The sequence below is a fragment of the Streptomyces sp. NPDC048671 genome, from assembly GCF_055587045.1.
Genome location: NZ_JBVJHB010000011.1, coordinates 307,370 through 326,807 on the forward strand (window position 1 = coordinate 307,370; position 19,438 = coordinate 326,807).

23 protein-coding genes are annotated in these 19,438 nt (G+C 71.7%); 14 read left to right on the forward strand and 9 right to left on the reverse strand.

Going from position 1 to position 19,438, the window contains the following annotated elements; all coding sequences use genetic code 11:
• Window positions 1-243: 243 nt before the first annotated feature.
• From ACZ6S6_RS24120 to ACZ6S6_RS24130, 3 genes are all read left to right on the forward strand, one after another.
• Window positions 244-1,086 (forward strand): DeoR/GlpR family DNA-binding transcription regulator, encoded by an 843-nt coding sequence (locus ACZ6S6_RS24120; protein WP_362964438.1) that lies wholly within the window; start codon window positions 244-246, stop codon window positions 1,084-1,086.
• A gap of 85 nt (window positions 1,087-1,171) precedes the next feature.
• Window positions 1,172-1,624, forward strand: coding sequence for an SRPBCC family protein (locus tag ACZ6S6_RS24125; RefSeq protein WP_362964440.1), 453 nt, complete (start codon window positions 1,172-1,174; stop codon window positions 1,622-1,624).
• A 247-nt stretch (window positions 1,625-1,871) separates the two neighbouring features.
• Window positions 1,872-2,351 (forward strand): SRPBCC family protein, encoded by a 480-nt coding sequence (locus tag ACZ6S6_RS24130; RefSeq protein ID WP_469706885.1) that lies wholly within the window; start codon window positions 1,872-1,874, stop codon window positions 2,349-2,351.
• Between the two features lie 28 nt (window positions 2,352-2,379).
• On the opposite strand, the gene cds1 is transcribed toward ACZ6S6_RS24130, so the two are convergent.
• Window positions 2,380-3,531, reverse strand: a complete 1,152-nt coding sequence (gene cds1, locus ACZ6S6_RS24135; RefSeq protein WP_469706886.1) for an L-cysteine desulfhydrase Cds1 — start codon at window positions 3,529-3,531, stop codon at window positions 2,380-2,382.
• A gap of 229 nt (window positions 3,532-3,760) precedes the next feature.
• Here cds1 and ACZ6S6_RS24140 point away from each other — a divergent pair, with 229 nt between their 5' ends.
• Window positions 3,761-4,075, forward strand: coding sequence for a hypothetical protein (locus tag ACZ6S6_RS24140; protein ID WP_362964446.1), 315 nt, complete (start codon window positions 3,761-3,763; stop codon window positions 4,073-4,075).
• A 187-nt stretch (window positions 4,076-4,262) separates the two neighbouring features.
• The gene (locus ACZ6S6_RS24145) at window positions 4,263-4,784 is read left to right on the forward strand and encodes an ATP-binding protein (RefSeq protein WP_469706887.1); all 522 of its coding nucleotides are present in this window, start codon (window positions 4,263-4,265) and stop codon (window positions 4,782-4,784) included.
• Window positions 4,785-4,979: 195 nt separating this feature from the next.
• Here the strand turns inward: ACZ6S6_RS24145 and ACZ6S6_RS24150 are convergent, their stop codons facing one another.
• Complete coding sequence (locus ACZ6S6_RS24150; protein ID WP_469706888.1) at window positions 4,980-5,270, reverse strand: SHOCT domain-containing protein; 291 nt, start codon at window positions 5,268-5,270, stop codon at window positions 4,980-4,982.
• A gap of 200 nt (window positions 5,271-5,470) precedes the next feature.
• Between ACZ6S6_RS24150 and ACZ6S6_RS24155 the strand changes: the two genes are divergently transcribed.
• Both ACZ6S6_RS24155 and ACZ6S6_RS24160 read left to right on the forward strand, forming a co-directional pair.
• The gene (locus ACZ6S6_RS24155) at window positions 5,471-6,040 is read left to right on the forward strand and encodes a TetR/AcrR family transcriptional regulator (protein WP_469706889.1); all 570 of its coding nucleotides are present in this window, start codon (window positions 5,471-5,473) and stop codon (window positions 6,038-6,040) included.
• A gap of 64 nt (window positions 6,041-6,104) precedes the next feature.
• Complete coding sequence (locus ACZ6S6_RS24160) at window positions 6,105-6,686, forward strand: DUF4865 family protein (RefSeq protein WP_469706890.1); 582 nt, start codon at window positions 6,105-6,107, stop codon at window positions 6,684-6,686.
• Window positions 6,687-6,829: 143 nt separating this feature from the next.
• On the opposite strand, the gene ACZ6S6_RS24165 is transcribed toward ACZ6S6_RS24160, so the two are convergent.
• Complete coding sequence (locus ACZ6S6_RS24165) at window positions 6,830-8,044, reverse strand: ROK family protein (RefSeq protein ID WP_362964456.1); 1,215 nt, start codon at window positions 8,042-8,044, stop codon at window positions 6,830-6,832.
• A gap of 219 nt (window positions 8,045-8,263) precedes the next feature.
• Between ACZ6S6_RS24165 and ACZ6S6_RS24170 the strand changes: the two genes are divergently transcribed.
• From ACZ6S6_RS24170 to ACZ6S6_RS24180, 3 genes are all read left to right on the forward strand, one after another.
• Window positions 8,264-9,385 (forward strand): MFS transporter, encoded by a 1,122-nt coding sequence (locus tag ACZ6S6_RS24170; RefSeq protein WP_362964496.1) that lies wholly within the window; start codon window positions 8,264-8,266, stop codon window positions 9,383-9,385.
• A 95-nt stretch (window positions 9,386-9,480) separates the two neighbouring features.
• Window positions 9,481-9,846 carry an SCO4225 family membrane protein gene (locus ACZ6S6_RS24175; RefSeq protein WP_469706891.1) on the forward strand — a complete coding sequence of 122 codons (366 nt, stop codon included), beginning with the start codon at window positions 9,481-9,483 and terminating at the stop codon, window positions 9,844-9,846.
• Between the two features lie 351 nt (window positions 9,847-10,197).
• On the forward strand, window positions 10,198-10,515 hold the full coding sequence (locus ACZ6S6_RS24180; RefSeq protein ID WP_362964460.1) for a DUF6332 family protein: 318 nt from the start codon (window positions 10,198-10,200) through the stop codon (window positions 10,513-10,515).
• On the opposite strand, the gene ACZ6S6_RS24185 is transcribed toward ACZ6S6_RS24180, so the two are convergent.
• The 3 genes from ACZ6S6_RS24185 to ACZ6S6_RS24195 all read right to left on the reverse strand — a co-directional run bounded on the left by ACZ6S6_RS24185 (window position 10,476) and on the right by ACZ6S6_RS24195 (window position 13,406).
• Entirely contained in the window at window positions 10,476-11,141 is a 666-nt protein-coding gene (locus ACZ6S6_RS24185; RefSeq protein WP_469706892.1) for a response regulator, read from the reverse strand. The two genes, ACZ6S6_RS24180 and ACZ6S6_RS24185, sit on opposite strands and share 40 nt — an antisense overlap.
• A complete protein-coding gene (locus ACZ6S6_RS24190) occupies window positions 11,138-12,487 on the reverse strand; it encodes a sensor histidine kinase (protein WP_469706893.1) in 1,350 nt (449 codons plus the stop codon). Before ACZ6S6_RS24190 ends, ACZ6S6_RS24185 begins: the two co-directional genes overlap by 4 nt.
• A gap of 166 nt (window positions 12,488-12,653) precedes the next feature.
• The gene (locus ACZ6S6_RS24195; RefSeq protein ID WP_469706894.1) at window positions 12,654-13,406 is read right to left on the reverse strand and encodes a TetR/AcrR family transcriptional regulator; all 753 of its coding nucleotides are present in this window, start codon (window positions 13,404-13,406) and stop codon (window positions 12,654-12,656) included.
• Window positions 13,407-13,552: 146 nt separating this feature from the next.
• Between ACZ6S6_RS24195 and ACZ6S6_RS24200 the strand changes: the two genes are divergently transcribed.
• Window positions 13,553-14,005, forward strand: coding sequence for a nitroreductase/quinone reductase family protein (locus ACZ6S6_RS24200; protein ID WP_362964468.1), 453 nt, complete (start codon window positions 13,553-13,555; stop codon window positions 14,003-14,005).
• A 103-nt stretch (window positions 14,006-14,108) separates the two neighbouring features.
• Here the strand turns inward: ACZ6S6_RS24200 and ACZ6S6_RS24205 are convergent, their stop codons facing one another.
• Entirely contained in the window at window positions 14,109-15,326 is a 1,218-nt protein-coding gene (locus tag ACZ6S6_RS24205) for a geranylgeranyl reductase family protein (RefSeq protein WP_362964470.1), read from the reverse strand.
• A gap of 183 nt (window positions 15,327-15,509) precedes the next feature.
• On the opposite strand from ACZ6S6_RS24205, the gene ACZ6S6_RS24210 reads away from it, so the two are divergent.
• The gene (locus tag ACZ6S6_RS24210; protein ID WP_469706895.1) at window positions 15,510-16,874 is read left to right on the forward strand and encodes a M20/M25/M40 family metallo-hydrolase; all 1,365 of its coding nucleotides are present in this window, start codon (window positions 15,510-15,512) and stop codon (window positions 16,872-16,874) included.
• 134 nt (window positions 16,875-17,008) lie between these two features.
• Entirely contained in the window at window positions 17,009-17,719 is a 711-nt protein-coding gene (locus ACZ6S6_RS24215) for an MBL fold metallo-hydrolase (RefSeq protein WP_469706896.1), read from the forward strand.
• Here ACZ6S6_RS24215 and ACZ6S6_RS24220 read toward each other — a convergent pair.
• The gene (locus ACZ6S6_RS24220; RefSeq protein ID WP_469706897.1) at window positions 17,678-18,715 is read right to left on the reverse strand and encodes an NUDIX hydrolase; all 1,038 of its coding nucleotides are present in this window, start codon (window positions 18,713-18,715) and stop codon (window positions 17,678-17,680) included. The two genes, ACZ6S6_RS24215 and ACZ6S6_RS24220, sit on opposite strands and share 42 nt — an antisense overlap.
• 205 nt (window positions 18,716-18,920) lie before the next feature.
• Here ACZ6S6_RS24220 and ACZ6S6_RS24225 point away from each other — a divergent pair, with 205 nt between their 5' ends.
• Window positions 18,921-19,097: a hypothetical protein gene (locus ACZ6S6_RS24225; RefSeq protein WP_362964478.1), complete on the forward strand. Its 177-nt coding sequence runs from the start codon at window positions 18,921-18,923 to the stop codon at window positions 19,095-19,097.
• A 67-nt stretch (window positions 19,098-19,164) separates the two neighbouring features.
• On the opposite strand, the gene ACZ6S6_RS24230 is transcribed toward ACZ6S6_RS24225, so the two are convergent.
• Window positions 19,165-19,431 (reverse strand): hypothetical protein, encoded by a 267-nt coding sequence (locus ACZ6S6_RS24230; protein ID WP_362964480.1) that lies wholly within the window; start codon window positions 19,429-19,431, stop codon window positions 19,165-19,167.
• Window positions 19,432-19,438 lie beyond the last annotated feature (7 nt).

Sequence of the window (19,438 nt, forward strand, 5' to 3'; positions counted from 1 at the left end):
GTGGACCAGCAGTTCCAGCGCTGGTCCGGTGCTCTGCGGGGCCTGGGTGGGAGGTGGCACTGGGGTGACTCGCTCTCGAAGGGGACGGCGGCTGATGTCCGGTCATCAGAATCGCGGCTGAGTGACGGTGTCCGTGCCGCTCTCACGGAATCTCCCCAGTGCGGCGGCCCGCGACACCGCGTGGCAGGATGAGCCCGTCCGAACGGACTCCTGCACAGCCAGAGGGAAGGACCGGACCCGGCGTTGAGCGAGAATCAGAATCTGCTCGCGGAGCAGCGGCGCGCGCTGATCCTCGACGAGGTACGCAGGCGCGGCGGGGTCAGGGTCAATGAGCTGACCCGCAGGCTGAGCGTCTCCGACATGACCGTCCGACGGGACCTGGACGCGCTGGCGCGGCAGGGTGTCATCGAGAAGGTGCACGGCGGGGCCGTTCCGGTGATCGAGGCGAGTACGCACGAGCCCGGTTTCGAGGTCAAGTCGACGCTGGAGCTGACCGCGAAGGAGGACATCGCGCGGGCGGCCGCCGCGATGGCCGTGCCCGGCAGCGCGATCGCGCTGTCCGGCGGCACCACGACCTACGCGCTCGCCCAGCACCTGCTGGACGTACCGGACCTGACGGTGGTGACCAACTCGGTGCGGGTGGCCGATGTGTTCCATGCGGCGCAGCGTCCGGGATCTCCGGGTGCCCGGCCGGGTGCCGCGACCGTGGTGCTCACCGGTGGGGTGCGGACGCCGTCCGACTCGCTGGTCGGCCCGGTCGCGGACCAGGCGATCGTCTCGCTCCATTTCGATGTGCTCTTCCTCGGTGTGCACGGCATCTCGGTCGAGGCCGGTCTGTCCACGCCGAATCTGGCGGAGGCCGAGACCAACCGCCGGTTCGTCCAGTCGGCGCGGCGCGTGGTGGTGGTCGCCGACCACACCAAGTGGGGCACGGTGGGGCTGAGTTCGTTCGCCACGCTGGAGCAGGTGAACACGTTCGTCACGGACGCGGGCCTGTCCGAGGAGTCCCGCGAGGAGATCGAGGAGCACCTGCCCGGTCTGGTGGTCGTGGGCCGGGACGCGGGCGGCGGGCCCGAGCAGGGCTGAGCGCGGGGGGTTCTCTCCGGCCCGGGGTGGAGGCCCCGGATTCCGCTCAGCTCGCGGTGGGGCCGCCACGGCCTAGGATCGTGCTGTGGCCGTCTTCCGGATCGAGCGCTTCACCCCTCTGCCCGCAGCCGAGTCCTGGCGCCGGGTGACGGACTGGGAACGGCACGCCGCGCATGTCCCGCTGACGACGATCACGGTGCCCGCCGGGCTGCCGACCCGGACCGGAACGGTCTTCGTGGCACGGACGGGAGTCGGGCCGCTGGCGTTCGACGATCCGATGGAAGTGGTCCGGTGGTCACCGCCGTCGGGCGGCCGGGCGGGGATGTGCCGCCTGGAGAAGCGTGGCCGGGTGGTGCTGGGCCGGGCGTCGATCGATGTGTATCCCACCCATGCGGGCTCCCATGTGGTGTGGGTGGAGGAGCTGAGCGTCCGGCTGCTGCCGAGGTGGGGCGATCCGCTGATCTCCGGAGCGGGGCGGCGGATCTTCGGCCGGGTGCTCGACTCCATGCTCGACCGGCCGGCGCAGGGGTATCGGTGACCGGTGGCCGCGTATGCGCGGGCAGCTCAGGCCGAGGCCGCGCTCGTGGAGCACTGTCCGCGTCTCGTCCGGCTCGCCCATCTGGTGCTGCCGCCCGCCCCCGGCCGGCACCGGATGCGGGTCGTGGCCGGCGCGGTACGCGTAGCACCGCACGGTCCGACTGCGTCGGCACCAACGACATCTGACGGTGCGACAGATATGGTGAGTCGCGGTCCGTCCGCCGCCGACCGCACGGGAGGTGCGTTCCATGACACGCCGACTCCGCACCGTGGACCTCGACTTCGTCGAGTCCGCACCGCTGAGACTGGTATTCGCCGCGGAGGTGGCCGCGCCGCCCGATGTCGTGTACCGCGCGCTGGCCGATGATGTCGAGGGCTGGCCCGGCTGGTTCACCCAGGTGACGTCGGCGCGGCCGGTCGACGCGGGGGCGGGCCGCGAGGTGCGGCTCCGGGGTGGGGTGGCGTTCCGGGAGACGGTCGTCGCCGCGGAGCCCGGCCTGCGGTACGCCTACCGGGTCGACGACTCCAACGCCCCAGGTTTGCACGCCCTGGTGGAGGAGTGGCTGCTGACCCCGGCCGGCACCGGCACCCGGGTGCAGTGGACCTTCGCCGCCGACGGGTCGGCGCTGTTCCGGTTCACGATGCGGCGGGGGCGGTCGGCGGTGGGCAGGTCGTTCCGGGACGCGGTGCGCAACCTCGGCCGGCGGCTCGCGGCGGCCGCGGCCTGAGGTGCGCCCGCGGGCCGCTGCCGGTGGATCAGGCCGTACTCCCCCCCTGGCCGGGCCAGTTGCCGGTGGCCAGGAAGGTGTCGATGGTCCGGGTGTACGGCGCGATGTCCAGGCCCTGTGCGGCCAGCCAGGAGTCGGAGTAGTACTTGTCGAGGTAGCGGTCACCCGGGTCGCAGATCAGGGTGACGATGCTGCCGGTACGGCCCTGTGCGACCATCTCGGCGACCAGCTTGAACGCGCTCCACAGCCCCGTCCCGGTGGAACCGCCCGCCTTGCGGCCGATGGACCGCTCCAGGGCGCGCACGGCCGCGACGGTGGCCGCGTCCGGGACCTTCATCATCCGGTCGATCGCCCCAGGCACGAAGCTCGGTTCCATCCGCGGTCTGCCGATGCCCTCGATGCGGGATCCGCGGTCGCTGGTGGCGAGGGGGTCGTGGTGGGTCCAGCCGTCGAAGAAACAGGAGTTCTCCGGGTCGGGCACACAGATCCGGGTGTCGTGCTGCATGTAGTGCACGTACCGCGCGATGGTCGCCGAGGTGCCGCCGGTACCCGCGGTGGCGACGATCCAGGCCGGCTCGGGGTACCGCTCCAGCCTCAGTTGCTGATAGATCGACTCCGCGATGTTGTTGTTGCCGCGCCAGTCCGTGGCCCGCTCGGCATAGGTGAACTGGTCCATGTAGTGGCCGCCGGACTCCGCCGCGAGCGTGGCGGACTCCTCGTACAGCCTGTGCGAGTCGTCGACGAAGTGGCAGCGGCCGCCGTGGGATTCGATGAGCCGGCACTTCTCGGGGCTGGTGGTGCGGGGCATCACGGCGATGAACGGCACCCCGATCAGCTTGGCGAAGTACGCCTCCGAGACGGCGGTCGAGCCGCTCGACGCCTCGATCACCGGCTTTCCCGGGCGGATCCAGCCGTTGCAGAGCCCGTAGAGGAAGAGCGAGCGCGCCAGCCGGTGCTTGAGACTGCCGGTGGGGTGCGTCGACTCGTCCTTGAGGTAGAGGTCGATGCCCCAGCTCTCGGGCAGCGGGAAGCGCAGCAGATGGGTGTCGGCGGAACGGTTGGCATCGGCCTGGACCTTGCGTACGGCTTCCTTGAGCCAGGCCCGGTACGCCAGGTCGGTGCGGTCGATGTCAACGGTCGCCACCGCTTCGCCGTCATGCATGGGCTCACTCGTGTCCATCAGCGTGCTTCTCCTCGTACGACCGGTCTCGGCGCGCCCCACGATATGCCCCCTACCTGCACAAACATTGACTTTGATACTCCATAGCCCTGCCTTGGTGTTGCGGGCGGTGCACTGTCTGAACCGTGCGCGGCGCAAATACGTCATTGCGCCCCGACCCGCTCTGGTGCACCCGGGCCGGGTTGTGCACACTTTCTCTCGGGGGCGTGATGAAGGGGGCGAAGGGGCCATGTCCGAAACGGATTTCAGTGAGACGGGCGTACGGATCGACCGGTGGGCGCGCTCGCTCTCACGGGCCGGGCAGGTGACCGTCAAGGACGGCCGGCTGGCACTGCTGACCAGCTACGGCCGGGAGATCGACAGCGCACCGGTGGGGACCGTGAGCACGGGCAGAGCGTGGTTCGCGGGCGGGGACGCGACGGTGGCGCGGGTCAACGGGACGCGGTACCGGCTGACGATGCCGCGTCGCCCGGGGAAGCCCGACGAGGCCGGCCCCGCGCGCCGGTTCCTCGACGCGCTGCGCGGCGCGGGCGGGCGCGGCTGACGGAGCGGCGCCGCCGGGGCACCGCGAGTTGCGGAGCCGTATCCCCTGAGCGACATTGGAGTCACGTCACTCATGGTTCACCGGCGGTGACACTGTGATTCAGGCCGCCGGCCCGGGATCAGCATCAGCCATTCTGCTGGATCCGTTTCTCCGTCTTCTTCCGGACCTATTTCGGGGAGTCGCAGCCGTGATCAGCGAGCCAAGCAGGCACTGCACGGTGGAGCTCCAGGCCCTGCCGTCGCGGATCGGTCAGGTCCGCAGAATCATCTCGGCGCAGTTGCGCTACTGGCATCTCGATCCCTTGATCGACCAGGCAGCGCTGGGCGTCACGGAACTGCTGACCAATGTCCACCGGCATGCACAGCCGGACAAATCATGCACCGTTGAGATCGAGTTGCTCCTCGAACGGCTGACGGTGTCCGTCCATGACCACGACCCACGGCTGCCGACCGTGCGCGATGCCGACGACTCCAGTACATCGGGGCGCGGACTCGCACTGATTGCCGCGGTCAGCGAGAGCTGGGGTGTCCGCCCCCGGGGCGGAGCCGGAAAGATCGTCTGGTTCACTCTTCCGGCCCCTTCCCTGTTCGCCGTCCAGCCACCGCATTCGGTGTACGGGGCGACGACCGACGGACCGTTCGACCTGAGCGGCATCATGTCGCCGGAGGGTGTGCAGCCCTCGGTGGCACGGTCGGTGTCGGTCGGCTGACACGGCAGGAGCGGGGCGCCACTTGAGGCGTCCCGCTCCCGCCGTGTCCGGCCCGGACGATCCAGGCCGTAGGGCGTGTTCGCGTCCACCGGTTCCCGCTGAGTGGTGCCGGTGCTCACCGGCTGCGAGCTTGCCGGTCGCTTCGATCGTCGAGGGCGCCGAGTCCGGTGTCGCCGATGTACGCCGCACCCGCGGTCATGCCGGACCGCCCTTGCCACGGGTGCCGAACTGCTCGTCGAGGACGGAGAGACGGCGCCAGTACTCGTCCTCGTCGATCTCCCCGGCGGCGAAGCGGCGGCCGAGCATGGCGATCGGTGAGTGTTCGGCCGGGCCGCCCCGCATCGGCCGGCCCTGCCAGGGGCCGCGCCGGCCGCGCCAGACCGTGCGGCGCAGGACCGTGACGACGGTGATGACGACGGCTGCCCAGACGAGCGGGAAAAGGAAGATCCACGGTCCGGGTCCGCCATGGAGGGCCAGGGTGTTCATCTCGGTCAGCTCCTCGGTTCAGGGTGCTCGCTCACGTTCTTCTGTCGCTTCCGAGCCTGTCTCCGGGGAGGGGTCCGCGTCGTCGTACGGCCAGCGGCAGTGTGCGTACCCCCTCGGGAGTAGACGGCGGGTCCGTGGCTGCTCCCGCCCGCCGTTCATCGCCCCTGGTCTCTGTACCTACTGGTATGTACAGTGGGTTCATGAGCACTCCGGACCGTCTGATCGAAGCCACCCAGGAGCTCCTGTGGGAGCGCGGCTATGTGGGTACGAGCCCCAAGGCCATCCAGCAGCACGCGGGCGCCGGCCAGGGCAGCATGTACCACCACTTCAGCGGCAAGCCCGATCTGGCTCTCGCCGCCATCCGGCGCACGGCCGCCGAGATGCGCGAGGCGGCCGGCCTCATCTTCGACTCCCCCTGCTCGGCGTACGAGCGGATCTCGCGCTATCTGCTGCGTGAGCGCGACGTGCTGCGGGGCTGCCCGGTGGGGCGGCTGACGATGGACCCGGAGGTCATCGCGAGCGACGAACTGCGGGCCCCCGTCGACGAGACGATCGCGTGGCTGCGCGGCAGGCTGGCCTCGATCGTCCAGGAGGGCCTGGAGCACGGCGAGTTCACCCGCCCTCCGGTGCCGGACGACATCGCGGCGACGATCGTCGCGACGGTGCAGGGCGGCTACGTACTGGCCCGCGCCTCGGGTTCGGCGGATGCCTTCGACGCGGCCGTCCGCGGACTGCTCGCGCTGCTCGGGCCCCGTACGGATGCCGCCTGACCCCTGCCGCACGGAGACGAACCGGACGGGCGACACCGTAACCCGACGACCCGAGGAGCGGACGATGCACGCCATGCAGTACGAGATCACCCTTCCCGTCGACTACGACATGGGCGTCATCCGCGACCGGGTGGCGGCCAAGGGCCCCCTCCTGGACGACTTCCCCGGACTCGGCATCAAGGCCTACCTGATCCGGGAGCGCGGCGAGAACTCGCCGGTCAACCAGTACGCGCCGTTCTATCTGTGGTCGACACCCCAGGGCATGAACTCCTTCCTCTGGGGCCCCGGATTCCAGGGCATCGTGCGGGACTTCGGGCGGCCCGAGGTCCACCACTGGGCCGGGCTGTCGTACGAGGAGGGCCCCTCGTCGAAGGCGCTCCCCCGCACGGCCACCCGCCGCCGCGTACCCGTACCGGCGTCGGCCGCTCCGGCGGACGCGGTCGGAGCCGCGCTGGAGGAGAGCAGCCGGCTCGCGAAGGCTCCGGGCGCGGTCGCCACGGCGCTCGCCGTCGACCCCCGCCACTGGGAGCTGATCCACTTCACGCTCTGGGACCGTCTCGCGCCGGAGGAGCCCGGAGAGCGCTTCGAAGTGCTCCACCTCAGCCAACCGGGGCGCGGAGACCTCAGGAAGGGGCGCCAGTGGTAGCCACGGTCCGCACCGTTCTCGGGGACGTCCCCGCCACCCTCGCGTTCGACAGCCCGCCTCGGCGGCTGGAGAAGGTTCTCGGGTGAACGGGCGCGTTCGGCGGGATCGCGGTCCCGCCGAACGCGCAGCCGTCCGACCGCCCCTCAGGCGAGCGCGCCCAGGGGGTCGTCCAGCACCGGCTGCCAGGCCAGCTCCGCCGCACCGACCAGGCTGTTGTGGTCAAGGGTGCAGGGCAGGATCGGCACACTGCCGCTGCGCCCCCACAGGCTGCGGTCGGCGACCACGGCCCGCAGCCGTTCCGGGTCGGCGTCGAGCAGCGCGCGGTGCAGTCCGCCGAGGATGATCCGGTCCGGGTTGAGGATGTTGACCAGCCCGGCCAGACCGAGGCCCAGCCGGTCGATCAGCTCCTCCGCGGCGACGCGCACCGCCACGTCGTCGTACTCGTTGCGCAGCAGGTCCCCGGACTGCTTGAGGAGCGACTCCTCGGGGCCGGGTGCGCGCCCGGCCGCCGTGAGGAAGGCGAGCGGGTCGGTCTCGACGTCGAGGCAGCCGCGGCCGCCGCAGTGGCAGGGCCGGCCCTCCGGGTTCACCGTGAGATGGCCGACCTCCAGGGCCAGCCCCGAACTCCCGCTGTGCAGGCGGCCGTCCAGGACGAGCGCCCCGCCGACACCGCGGTGTCCGGTGGCCACGCAGAGCAGATGCTGCGCACCGCGCCCGGCCCCGTGCCGGTGCTCGGCGAGCGCGGCGAGGTTGACGTCGTTTCCGGTGAACGCCGGTCCCGCGATGCCCGCTTCGCGGACGCATGTGGCGAAGATCTCGCGGACCGGGGCGCCCGCGGGCCAGGCGATGTGGAGCGGGTTGAGCGCGGTGCCCTCCGGCTCGGCGACCGCGGACGGCACGGCGAGCCCCGCCCCCACGCACCTCAGCCCGCTGTCCCGCAGCAACCGGGCGCAGTCGTCCACGACTTCACCGATGACCTGCGCCGGGTCCGCCGTGACGGTGACGCACCCCGGGGCGGTCGCGACGAGCCGGCCGCCGAGCCCGACCAGCGCGGCCCGGAAGCCGTCCGCGTGGACCTGGGCCGCGACGGCCACCGGCCCGGACTCCCGCACCGCCAGCCGGTGCGAGGGACGCCCCTGCGAGCCCGCGGCCGAACCGGGGCTGGAGTCCACCCTGATCAGGCCGAGCGCCTCCAGCTCCGCGGCGACCGCGCCCGCCGTGGCACGGGTGACACCGAGCTCGGAGGTGAGGACCGCACGGGTGGGCGCTCGTCCGGTATGGACCAGTTCCAGCGCGGGCCCGAGCGCACTGCGGCCCCTCTCCAACTTCGTCCGGGTGGTGGTCACCTTGCCGTTCATGGGGGCGAGTCTCCCATGATCCGGAGGTGTTGCGGACGCCGTGGTGGCCGGGTTCCTCCCCCTGTGCGGCCGCGGCCGTCAACCGTCTTGCGCCCGTTGTCGGCGGGCCTCTATGCTGACTTTGTGCCGCAACTAAACAAACTGCGGACGGCCCTGCCGGGGGGACCGGGCGGCAACCCCGCCCCACCCTCGTCCTCCCGTCCGCGCACCGCACTGACCGTGTTCTTCGCCCTCGACGGGTTCCTCTTCGCCGGCTGGGTGGTCCGTATCCCGGCCATCAAGCACCAGACCGGCGCCTCGGCCGCCACCCTCGGCCTCGCACTCCTCGGCGTATCCGCCGGCGCCGTGATCACCATGATGCTCACCGGCAGGCTCTGCCACCGCTTCGGCAGCCACGCGGTGACCGTGGTGTGCGGAGTACTGCTCCCGCTCAGTATCGCGCTGCCCGCGCAGACCCATTCGGCACTCTCGCTCGGCCTGGTGCTGCTGGTGTTCGGCGCCGCGTACGGCGGGATGAACGTGGCGATGAACAGCGCCGCGGTGGATCTGGTCACCGCCCTGCGGCGCCCCGTGATGCCCAGTTTCCACGCCGCGTTCAGTCTCGGCGGCATGGTCGGTGCCGGGCTCGGCGGGCTGGTGGCCGGCGGCCTCTCGCCCGCGACGCATCTTCTCCTCCTGACCGGATTCGGACTGCTGGTGACGGCCGTCGCGGGCCCGGTTCTGCTGCGGCACACGGTCGCCAAGCCCGCGGCGGAGGCGGCCGCGAGCGCGGAGCGGCCCAAGCGCCTGGACGGACGGGCCCGCCGCGTGGTGCTGCTCTTCGGCATGATCGCGCTCTGCACGGCGTACGGCGAGGGCGCCCTTGCCGACTGGGGCGCGCTTCACCTGGAACAGGATCTGCACGCCCACCCCGGTATCGCGGCAGCTGGCTACTCGCTGTTCGCCATGGCTATGACGGCGGGCAGGCTCAGCGGCACGGCGCTCCTCGAACGGCTCGGCCAGACCCGGACCCTGGTCGCGGGCGGCGGCACCGCCGCGGCGGGCATGCTGCTCGGTTCGCTCGCCCCGACCACCTGGCTCGCGCTCCTCGGATTCGCCGTCACCGGGCTCGGCCTGGCCAACATCTTCCCGGTCGCGGTCAGCAGGGCCGGCGAGCTGGCGGGTCCCGGCGGAGTGGCCGCGGCGTCCACGCTCGGATACGGCGGAATGCTGCTCGGACCGCCCGCGATCGGCTTCCTGACCGACTGGTTCTCGCTGCCGGCGGCGCTCACCACGGTGGCCCTGCTGGCGGCAGCCGCGGCGGCGCTGGGGTACGGCGCCCGCAACGTGGCGCACACCTGAGCAAGTGCTCACATGAGCAGGTGAGTAGCGGTACTCAGGCAGAAACGGTTCCCCCGACGCACCATGGAGAAGTCAGCCACCAACGGGGAGCAACGATGAACAAGCCGGTCATATCCAAGCACCACCTTCGCTCAGTCGCACGCCTGACCTTCGGCAACGTCGCCTCACTGATCTATCTGGGAGTGGTGGCGGCCACCGCCGTGTTCGTCACCGTGGACATCCTGTTCGTCACCCACGAGGACGCCTCGTTCTCCGGGGTCTGGCTCTTCTTCCTGGCGGCGCCCACCGTGTTCGTCTTCCTCCTCGGCAGCTCGATGTGGGGCGCGGAGGCGGTCGGGCCCGACTGGTACCTGTACCTGGCCCTGGCTGTGTCCGTGCTGGTGCAGTCGTTCGTCCTCGGCTGGTTCGTACGCCTGCTGCGCGGCGGCGCCGGGCGGACGCGTTCCGCCCACCCCGCGTGACCACTGGCCCGATCCCTGCCATGGAGATCGCGGAGCACGTCAACACCCTGGCCGCCGAAGGCCGGAAGCCGCGCGGCAGGCGCACGAGACCACGATCCACCGGGTGGAAGAGCCGGCTGCGTACCGAGGCGCCCCGCACGCTGCGGGTGCGGGCCACGGACACCGGCACGGTCTGGACCGTACAGCTCTCGGCGGAGCCGCCGCGGGCCGTGCGCGGGACCGGGGCGCCGAGGAAGGGGGCGCCGCTTTGGGTTCGGGGGCGGGATATCCCGGCGGCGCACGGACGGGATGCGCTCCGCCTCCGATCGGGGTGGGGTTGTCCGCTGTCACCGCTCCTGTGACACTTCGGACATGGGACAGCGAAGCCAGGCCGACCGGGACGCCATGACCGTCGAGATCGGCTTCGCCGTGCTGACCGGAGCCCTGATGGCCGCCGGAGCGTTCATCGTGGTCTGCGTCCCCACCGTGTTCCTCGCACCGCACGGCGGCCCCCGGTCCGCGTTGTTGATGATCGCGGCCGGCGTGGCCGGGCTCGTCCTCATGGGGCGTGTCATCGACGTGCTGTGGCGGTTCGGCCGCCGGGACACCGCCGTCGAGATCGGGCCGGCGGGTGGTCCGCCGGCGCCGGTTCAGCCCAGCCAGCCGGGGCGTACGAGCCCCGACTCGTAGGCGAGCACGACCAGTTGGGCCCGGTCGCGGGCGCCGAGCTTCACCATGGTGCGGCTCACATGGGTCTTGGCCGTGAGCGGGCTGACGACGAGCCGGCGGGCGATCTCCTCGTTGGAGAGCCCCATGCCGACCAGGGCCATCACTTCCCGTTCCCGTTCCGTCAGTTCGCTCAGGCCCGTCGCGGCCGCGGGTTCCTTGGAGCGGGCCGCGAACTCGGCGATCAGGCGACGGGTGACACCCGGGGACAGCAGCGCGTCACCGGCGACCACCGCCCGGACGGCCCGCAGCAGCTCTTCCGGCTCGGTGTCCTTCACCAGAAAGCCGGAGGCTCCGGAACGGATCGCCTCGAAGACGTACTCGTCGAGTTCGAAGGTGGTGAGCATGACCACCTTCACCTCGTTCAGCGCGGGGTCCTCGGTGATCGCGCGGGTCGCGGCGAGGCCGTCGAGACGCGGCATCCGGATGTCCATCAGCACGGTGTCCGGCCGCAGTTCGCGCACCAGGCGGACGGCCTCCCTGCCGTCGGCGGCCTCGCCGGCCACCTCGATGTCCGGCTGGGCGTCCAGGAGCGCCCGGAATCCCGCCCGGACCAGCAGCTGGTCATCGGCGAGCAGTACGCGAATCACGGTGTCTCCTTCTGGTGCGGTGCCCCGTCGGTCCCGCCGGCCGGCAGGGGGAGTTCGGCGCGTACCCGGAAGCCGCCGTCGGGGCGGGTCCCCGCCTCGATCGTGCCACCCAGCGCCGCTGCCCGCTCCCGCATGCCCGCCAGCCCGTTGCCGCTGCCCCCGGCGTCCGTGCCGGTGGCCGGTCCCCGGTCGTCGACACGGAGCCGGATGCGGCCCGGCCCGTAACCGATCCGGACCTCCGCGGTACGCGAACCGGAGTGCCGCACCACATTGGTCAGCGCCTCCTGCACGATCCGGAACGCGGCCAGGTCCGCACCGGGCGGCACGGCGCCGCGTGCGCCGTCCGTCGTGACGGTGACGGCCAGCCCGGCGCTCGCGGCCTGCTCCACCAGTTCGGGCAGCCGGTCGAGTCCGGGCGCCGGCGTCCTGGGCGCGTCCCCGGGGGTGCGCAGCGTGTCGAGGACCTGTCTGACCTCGCCGAGCGCCTCCTTGCTGGCGGCCTTGATGGTCGTGAGCGCCGTGCGGGCCTGTTCGGGGTCGGAGTCGAGCAGGGCGAGGCCGACCCCTGCCTGGACGTTGATGACGGAGATGCTGTGCGCGAGGACGTCGTGGAGCTCCCGGGCCATCCGCAGGCGCTCCTCGTCGGCCCTCCGTTTCTCCGCGGTCGCCCGTTCCATCCGCTGGGCGGCCCACTGTTCGCGGCGTACGCGGACGAACTCCGCGGCGGCGACGATGGCCACCACCCAGGCGGCGACCCCGACTTCCTGCCCCCAGGGCGGGGCCGAGTCGCCGGAGGGCGGCAGCCAGCGGTAGAGCCAGTGGGCGACCAGGAGATGCCCCAGCCACACCATGCCGACCGCCGACCACGCGGCCCTTCGGTGTCCGGCGACGACGGCACTGAAGCAGCCCACGGCGACGGCCAGGAAGACCGGTCCATACGGATAACCGGCACCGAGATAGACCATCGCCGCGGCCGAACTCACGAAGACGGCCGCGACGGGGTGGCGGTGGCGCAGCAGGAGCACGGCAACGGACACGAGGAGCAGAAGCCGGGCGAAGAGGTCCAGCGGGGCCTTCTCGCCGAGCTGGCCGTGGGCCGCGATACTCGATCCGACCATGACGACGACGCCGAGCAGCAGGGTCGACAGCCAGGGCAGGCGGGCGGCGGACCGACCCCGCACCCCGGTCAGCCAGCGCGGCGGCTCACCGTGGCTCCAGGGCCCGCCGGGGCCGCGGTAGTCCGTCGTCGCGCCATCCGGTTCCCCGTGCGCCCAGGGCCGTCGCCGCGGCGGTCCGCCCTGTTCACCAGGGGGGCCGCCGCTTGCCTGTGAGCGCTGCTCTTCCATGCCGGCCACGCTAGACCGCGGACCACCGCGCGGGCGTCCGCCGGGCGTGGTGATCACCCGTACTCCCTGTGGAGTACGGCGAACGGGGAGGGCCTGATCCCGGCCGGTCCCGTGGACGCCCGGGGTCAGGCGTGCCCGGGGTCAGGCGTGCCCGGGGCGCGGCGCGTTATCGGCGCCGCGCCCGCTCCGCCGTGCTGGTGCCGCCGCGGCCGGCGGTGCCGAGCAGGCCGACCGTGCGGGCCAGCTCCTCGACGGCATGGCGGAAGAAGACGTCCCTGGCCTCCACGACCCGGTTGAACTGGCCGAACACCTCGAACGACACCAGCCCGAACAGCTGCGACCAGGCGGCGACGATCGATACGGCGACCGCGGGGGGCAGACCGGGGGCCAGGTCCGCGGCGAGCCTCTCGGCCTCGGGACGCAGCTCCCCGGCGAGCGGCGGCAGCGCGAGCCCCGCCTCGCGGTGGGCGTCCTCGACAACGGCGATGAGGACGCGGCCGACGCGCGACGCGGGGCCGACGGTGGCCTGCGGCGCCGTGTAGCCGGGCACCGGCGAACCGTAGATCAGGGCGTACTCATGGGGGTGCGCCAGCGCCCACCCGCGTACGGCACAGGCGACCGCGACCCAGCGTGCCAGATGGGCGGCGGGCTCCGAGGGGCCCGGAGCTCCGGTCCGTCCCGCGCTCTCGGCGGCCTCGCCCACGGAGTCGTACGCATCGACGATCAGGGCCGTGAGCAGTTCGTCGCGGCTGGGGAAATAGCGGTAGAGGGCGGAGGAGACCATGCCGAGCTCGCGCGCCACCGCGCGCAGCGAGAGTTTCGCCGCTCCCTCGGCCGCGAGCTGCCTGCGCGCCTCGTCCTTGATAGCGGCGGTGACCTCGATACGGGCCCGTTCCCTGGCTCCTCGGATAGCGCTCATGGATCTCAGTCTGCCACGCGACCAGAGCGGCGACCAATAACGAGAGCAGTGCTCTTGATTTTTGACACCGCTCTCGTGCACACTGATCTCAAGCGAGAGCACCGCTCTCCCAAGCAGCCCGAGCAGCCCAAGCAGTGGGAGTCATCATGTCGCAGGCTTACTACCTTCAGGGAAGCCCGCTCACCGTCCGCCTGAACGGCTTCGTCGGCCGCCTCGCCCGGCACGGCGTCAGCCTGCTCGGCACGCAGGAGATGTCGGTCCGCGGACGCAAGAGCGGCCAGATGCAGCGCATCCCCGTCAACCCTCACACCTACGAGGGCGCGCAGTACCTGGTCTCGGCCCGTGGCCACTCGCAGTGGGTGCGCAACATGCGGGCCGCGGGCGGCGGCGAACTGCGCAAGGGCCGCGGCAACCGCGTCTTCACCGCCGTGGAGATCGCGGACGACGCGTACAAGGCGGTCGTCGTCCGCGCTTACCTGAAGCGCTGGGGCTGGGAGGTCAACCAGTACTTCAAGGGCATCACGGCAAAGTCCACGGATGCCGAGCTCCTCGCGGCCTGCCCCGACCACCCCGTCTTCCGGATCACCGTCGAGGACTGAACGGCCGGCCCCGACGGGCCCCTCCCCCGCACCGCCTCGGCCGGACCCCGCGACTGCCGGATCCGGCCGGACGTACGCCGTTCCCCCCGAGGAGCGGCGGTGGTTACTTACGGTCCATCGTGGACATGGCCCGCTGCGCCAGCGGATGCGAACGGACCAGCTCGGCCAGCGAGGTCGTGCCCCGGGTGATCCCCGCGAACGCGTTCCACGCCGGGCGGAATCCGGTCAGCACCGCGTGCAGCATCCCCGGGCGGCGCTCGAAGAGCTTCAGCATGCGCCGCCCCACGCTCATCTCGACGCCCAGCCCGGCCTTGATGGCGAAGGCGTAGTTGAGCGCCTGACGGCGGGCGTCCACGGCGTCGTGCGACTCCGCGACCCGGACCGCCCACTCCCCGGCGAGCCGCCCCGAACGCAGCGCGAACGAGATGCCCTCGCGGGTCCACGGCTCCAGCAGACCGGCCGCGTCACCGCACACGAGCACCCGGCCGCGCGACAGCGGCGAGTCGTCGCTGCGGCAGCGCGTCAGATGGCCGGAGGAGATCTTCGGTTCGAAGCCGGCCAGACCGAGCCGTGCGACGAAGTCCTCCAGGTACCTCTTGGTGCCGCCGCCGTCGCCGCGCGCCGAGATCACACCGACCGTCAGCGTGTCGCCCTTGGGGAAGACCCAGCCGTAACTCCCCGGCATGGGGCCCCAGTCGATCAGCACCCGCCCGGCCCAGTCCTCCGCGACCGTCTGCGGAACGGGGATCTCCGCCTCCAGGCCCAGGTCCACCTGGTCGAGCTTCACCCCGACGTGGGCTCCTATCCGCCCGGCACTGCCGTCCGCGCCGACCACCGCACGGGCCAGGACGGTCTCGCCGCCGGACAGCACGACCGCGACCGTGCGCCGGTCGGGCACCGCGGCGCCGTGCTGCTCCACCCGGGACACCGTCGCGCCGGTGCGCAGTTCGGCTCCGGCCTTCTGCGCCTCCTCGACCAGACCCGCGTCGAACTCGGGGCGGTTGATCAGCCCGAAGAGCATGCGCTTGGAGCGGCGGGTCCGCGCGAGCCTGCCGTTCAGCGAGAACGTGACCGCGTGAATCCGGTCCCGCAACGGCAGTTCGAATCCGGGCGGCAGCGAATCACGCGAATACCCGATGATGCCGCCGCCACATGTTTTGTAACGGGGCAGTTCCGACTTCTCCAGCAGCAGCACCCGACGGCCGGCGACCGCCGCCGCGTATGCCGCGGAGGCTCCCGCCGGTCCGGCGCCGACTACGACGACATCCCACACGGACGACTCTTCGTGCTCATGTCCGGCGTCTGCGTTCTCGCTGCTCACGATGTGCTTCTGCTCCCGATCCGACCAGTGGCCCAAGCTGCTCACGGCATCCTACGGCGCGTTCCGCCCAACCCCTGCTGTGGGAGGATCGGCCGTGCCTCCGTCGTAACCACAACGCCGCATTCGCGGCGTTCAAGTACACGGATTCGTACACATAACGTCGCACCTGCTAGGAGCGTGCCCATGACCGCCCATCCGATTTCCGAGACCATCGCCTCACTGATGCCCCGTGCCAAGGCGGAGCTCGCCGAGCTGGTGGCCTTCCAGTCGGTGGCGGATCCCGCGGTGTACCCGAGGAGCGAGTGCGACGCCGCCGCCGACTGGGTCGCCGGGGCGCTGCGCGCCGAGGACTTCCAGGACGTCGCCCTGCTCGACACCCCGGACGGCAGCCGGTCCGTCTACGGCTTCCTGCCCGGTCCCGCCGGGGCGCCCACCGTGCTGCTCTACGCGCACTACGACGTGCAGCCGCCGCTCGACGAGTCCGCCTGGCTGTCCCCGCCCTTCGAGCTGACGGAACGTGACGGCCGCTGGTTCGGCCGGGGCTCGGCCGACTGCAAGGGCGGCTTCGTCATGCACCTCCTCGCGCTGCGCGCCCTCAAGGCGAACGGCGGGGTGCCGGTCTCCGTGAAGGTGATCGCCGAGGGCTCGGAGGAGCAGGGCACCGGAGGCCTGGAGCAGTACGCGCAGGCGCATCCGGAGCTGCTCGCCGCCGACACCGTCGTGATCGGCGACACCGGCAACTTCCGGGTCGGTCTGCCCACGGTCACCTCGACCCTGCGCGGGATGACGATGCTGCGGGTGCGGCTCGACACCCTCGAAGGGAACCTGCACTCCGGGCAGTTCGGCGGCGCGGCGCCCGACGCGCTGGCCGCGATGATCCAGTTGCTCGCGTCGCTGCGCGCCGAGGACGGTACGACGACCGTCGACGGCCTCACCACCGGGGCGGAGTGGGACGGCCTCCAGTACCCCGAGGCCGAGTTCCGCAAGGACGCGAAGGTCCTCGACGGGGTGGAACTCATCAGCACGGGTACGGTCGCGGACCGGATCTGGGCCCGGCCGGCCGTCACGGTGATCGGCATCGACTGCCCGCCGGTCGTCGGCGCGACCCCCTCGGTGCAGGCGAGCGCGCGGGCACAGATCAGCCTTCGGGTGCCGCCGGGCGTCGATGCCGACGAGGCGACGAAGCTGCTCACCGCGCATCTGCGGTCGCGCGCGCCGTGGGGCGCCCGGGTCTCGGTCGAGCAGGTGGGCCAGGGGCAGCCGTTCCGCGCCGACGTCTCCAGCCCGGCGTACGCGGCGATGGCGGATGCCATGCGGGCCGCGTACCCCGGACAGGAGATGCAGTCCTGCGGCATGGGCGGCTCGATCCCGCTCTGCGACGCGCTCGCCTCGCTGTACCCGGAGGCGGAGATCCTGCTGATAGGGCTGAGTGAGCCCGAGGCGCAGATCCACGCGGTGAACGAGAGCGTGTCGCCCGAGGAGCTGGAGCGGATGTCGGTGGCCGAGGCGCTGTTCCTGCAGAACTACGCCGCCTCCAAGAAGGCCTGAGCGGCCCACCCGCGTCCCGTCGGGCCGGGCCGGCCGCCCAACGCCTCCCGGCCCGCCGCCGCTACGCGTTGAGCGAAGCACGCCCAGAGCGTAGATCCGTGCGGCGGACGTCCGCCGCTGCGTACGTTCGCCGCATGGATCTCGTCGAAGTACTTCCCCAACTGCACATGTTCCGTTTCCCGATCGGTCAGGCGTACCTCTGGCGCGACGGGGCGGAGCTGACCCTGATCGACGCGGGCGACATCAGCGCCGCGCCCGCCATCGAGAACGCGGTGCGCGGCCTCGGTCTGGACCCCGCCCGCATCTCCCGCATCGTCATCACACACGGCCATCGCGACCACTACGGCGCCGCCCAGGAGCTCGCCGACCGCCACGGCGCCGAGATCCTGGCACACCGGCTCGACGCCCCGGTGATCCGGGGCGAGGAGGAGATCGGCGATCCCGTGCTGCTCGACTGGGAGGTTCCGTTGTACGAGCACGGGCTGACCGTTCCGGTGGCCCCTGCGACCCGGGTCGACCGCGAGCTCTCCGACGGCTCGATGATCGACTTCGGCGGCGGTGCCCGGGTGATCCACTCCCCCGGCCACACCCCGGGTTCCATCGGTGTCCATCTCCCCGCGCACGGGGTGCTGTTCACCGGGGACTGCGTGGCCGGCGTGGGGCAGGTCATGCTGGGCGTCTTCAACATCGACCGCGAGCAGGCCATGGCCTCGTTCCAGCGGCTGGCGGCACTGGAACCGGCCACGGCCTGCTTCGGACACGGCGATCCCGTCACCGTCGGCACCGCAGCGGTACTGCGCACCTCAGCCGACCGGGACTCCGGCCTCCAGGTTGAACACGGCTGACTGTTCGCGGGCCCGCAGCGCCCAGCGCAGCCGTTCGTACCGGGTGGGCGGCAGCATGGTGGCCGCCTCCGCCTCGGTGACGAACCGCCAGCCGCGCAGTTCGGAGCCGGGCAGCGTCAGCCGCTCGGCGTCCCGGCCCGGCAGCAGGCCTCCGTCGAAGAGCAGCCGCAGCCCGCCGTATCCGGGCGGCTCGGGCGCCTCCCAGTCGATGACGAGCAGTTTCGGCACCCGGGCGAGCTGTATCCCTATCTCCTCGGCGACCTCCCTGATCCCGGCCTGCGCAGGGGCCTCGCCGGACTCCACGATGCCACCGGGGAACTCCCAGCCGGGTTTGTAGGTGGGGTCGACGAGCAGGACCCGGCCGTCCTCGTCGAAGAGCAGCACCCCGGCCGCGACGGTCTCGGCGGTCGGGTCGGGATCCTGCACGATCTCGCAGGCCGGCGCCGCCCCCGTGTGCAGGGCCTCGGCTATCAGTTCGGCGGTCTCCCGCGGGGTGAGCGCGCTGTTGTCGATGGTGTGGGCGTCCCCGGTGATCCAGTCGAGCGCCGACCGGTAGGGCCCGATGTGCTCGTACGCCCACTGCCGGACCTGTTCGCTGCGTTCGGGATCGTCGTCGTCCTCCACTCGGTCGGCGATCCGTTTCCGCAGGATCGTTTCCTCCGGTGAGAGCAGCACATGGCGCACCGGAACGCGCCGGGCGGCGAGCCCTCCGAAGATCTCGTCGCGGTACTCCTGTCGCAGCAGCGTCATCGGCACCACCAGTACCCCACCGACCTCGGCGAGCAGGGCCGCCGCGGTGTCCACCACCATGCGCCGCCAGATCGGCAGGTCCTGGAAGTCGGTCACCTCGGCGAGCTTCTTCTGGGGCAGCAGATACCGCAGCGCCGCGCCGGTCAGTTCCGGGTCGTAGAAGGTGCTGTTCGGGATCAGATCGATCAGTTCGCGCGCGGCGCTGGTCTTCCCCGCGCTGAACGCACCGTTGATCCAGACGATCACGTTTCCCCCTCTTCCGTAGCCCCCTGTGGCTTGCCCGCAACACCCTGCCGCGAAAACCCGTTCGAGGCGATGCCGTTGCACGAACGCAACCGCGGACGGCCCTCACCGGCATCCCGAGGGACAGGGAGCGGCGCCCACGGAGCCGTAACGGAGACGGCCGGACGTCGTTGGAGCCGACAGCGGAAAGAACGACAGGGGGTGAACCGTGCTTCGCACCGTGCTTGAGCAGTTCCCCGCAGGAGGCCCGCGGGGCAGTTGGCCGGCGGAGGAGTTCGCGGCGGCCCGCCGCGGCGAGGGTGTCGCGGCGGAGGTCGTGATGGATCTGGAACAGGACGCGTTCCTGGTGGTCGTGCCGCAGCAGTACTCGGACCGGGGCCGCTGACGGCACAGCGGGTACAGCGGGCCGGTGCGGCAGGGCTTCCGGGAACGCGCGGAACACGCCCTGGCGCTCAGGGGGTGTCGCCCCGCCAGTCCCACTTGTACGGCTCATTCGCCCTCGGTCCGTACTCGGCCCTGCCGCCGGCCCCGTAGGAGCCGATCTCGGTGATCAGGGCGGAGCCGTCCGCGAGGGCGACCTCCGTCCAGCCGGTCACGTCCAGCAGCAGCCCGTCGAGCGGGCCGCCGACCAGCTCCCGGTAGACACGCCCCGGCCGGGGCCCGGGGTCGGGGTCGTCGTGATCGGCGCCGTACACCCGTCGCCGCATGATCTCGTCCATAGCAGCA

Coding starts and splice junctions, on each gene's coding strand:
- ACZ6S6_RS24190 (WP_469706893.1), bottom strand. CDS start 12,487: ATGGAAGAGCAGCGCTCACAGGCAAGCGGCGGCCCCCCTGGTGAACAG.
- ACZ6S6_RS24150 (WP_469706888.1), bottom strand. CDS start 5,270: ATGAACACCCTGGCCCTCCATGGCGGACCCGGACCGTGGATCTTCCTT.
- cds1 (WP_469706886.1), bottom strand. CDS start 3,531: ATGGACACGAGTGAGCCCATGCATGACGGCGAAGCGGTGGCGACCGTT.
- ACZ6S6_RS24215 (WP_469706896.1), top strand. CDS start 17,009: ATGGATCTCGTCGAAGTACTTCCCCAACTGCACATGTTCCGTTTCCCG.
- ACZ6S6_RS24165 (WP_362964456.1), bottom strand. CDS start 8,044: ATGAACGGCAAGGTGACCACCACCCGGACGAAGTTGGAGAGGGGCCGC.
- ACZ6S6_RS24175 (WP_469706891.1), top strand. CDS start 9,481: ATGAACAAGCCGGTCATATCCAAGCACCACCTTCGCTCAGTCGCACGC.
- ACZ6S6_RS24180 (WP_362964460.1), top strand. CDS start 10,198: ATGGGACAGCGAAGCCAGGCCGACCGGGACGCCATGACCGTCGAGATC.
- ACZ6S6_RS24230 (WP_362964480.1), bottom strand. CDS start 19,431: ATGGACGAGATCATGCGGCGACGGGTGTACGGCGCCGATCACGACGAC.
- ACZ6S6_RS24155 (WP_469706889.1), top strand. CDS start 5,471: ATGAGCACTCCGGACCGTCTGATCGAAGCCACCCAGGAGCTCCTGTGG.
- ACZ6S6_RS24195 (WP_469706894.1), bottom strand. CDS start 13,406: ATGAGCGCTATCCGAGGAGCCAGGGAACGGGCCCGTATCGAGGTCACC.
- ACZ6S6_RS24200 (WP_362964468.1), top strand. CDS start 13,553: ATGTCGCAGGCTTACTACCTTCAGGGAAGCCCGCTCACCGTCCGCCTG.
- ACZ6S6_RS24210 (WP_469706895.1), top strand. CDS start 15,510: ATGACCGCCCATCCGATTTCCGAGACCATCGCCTCACTGATGCCCCGT.
- ACZ6S6_RS24140 (WP_362964446.1), top strand. CDS start 3,761: ATGTCCGAAACGGATTTCAGTGAGACGGGCGTACGGATCGACCGGTGG.
- ACZ6S6_RS24160 (WP_469706890.1), top strand. CDS start 6,105: ATGCACGCCATGCAGTACGAGATCACCCTTCCCGTCGACTACGACATG.
- ACZ6S6_RS24130 (WP_469706885.1), top strand. CDS start 1,872: ATGACACGCCGACTCCGCACCGTGGACCTCGACTTCGTCGAGTCCGCA.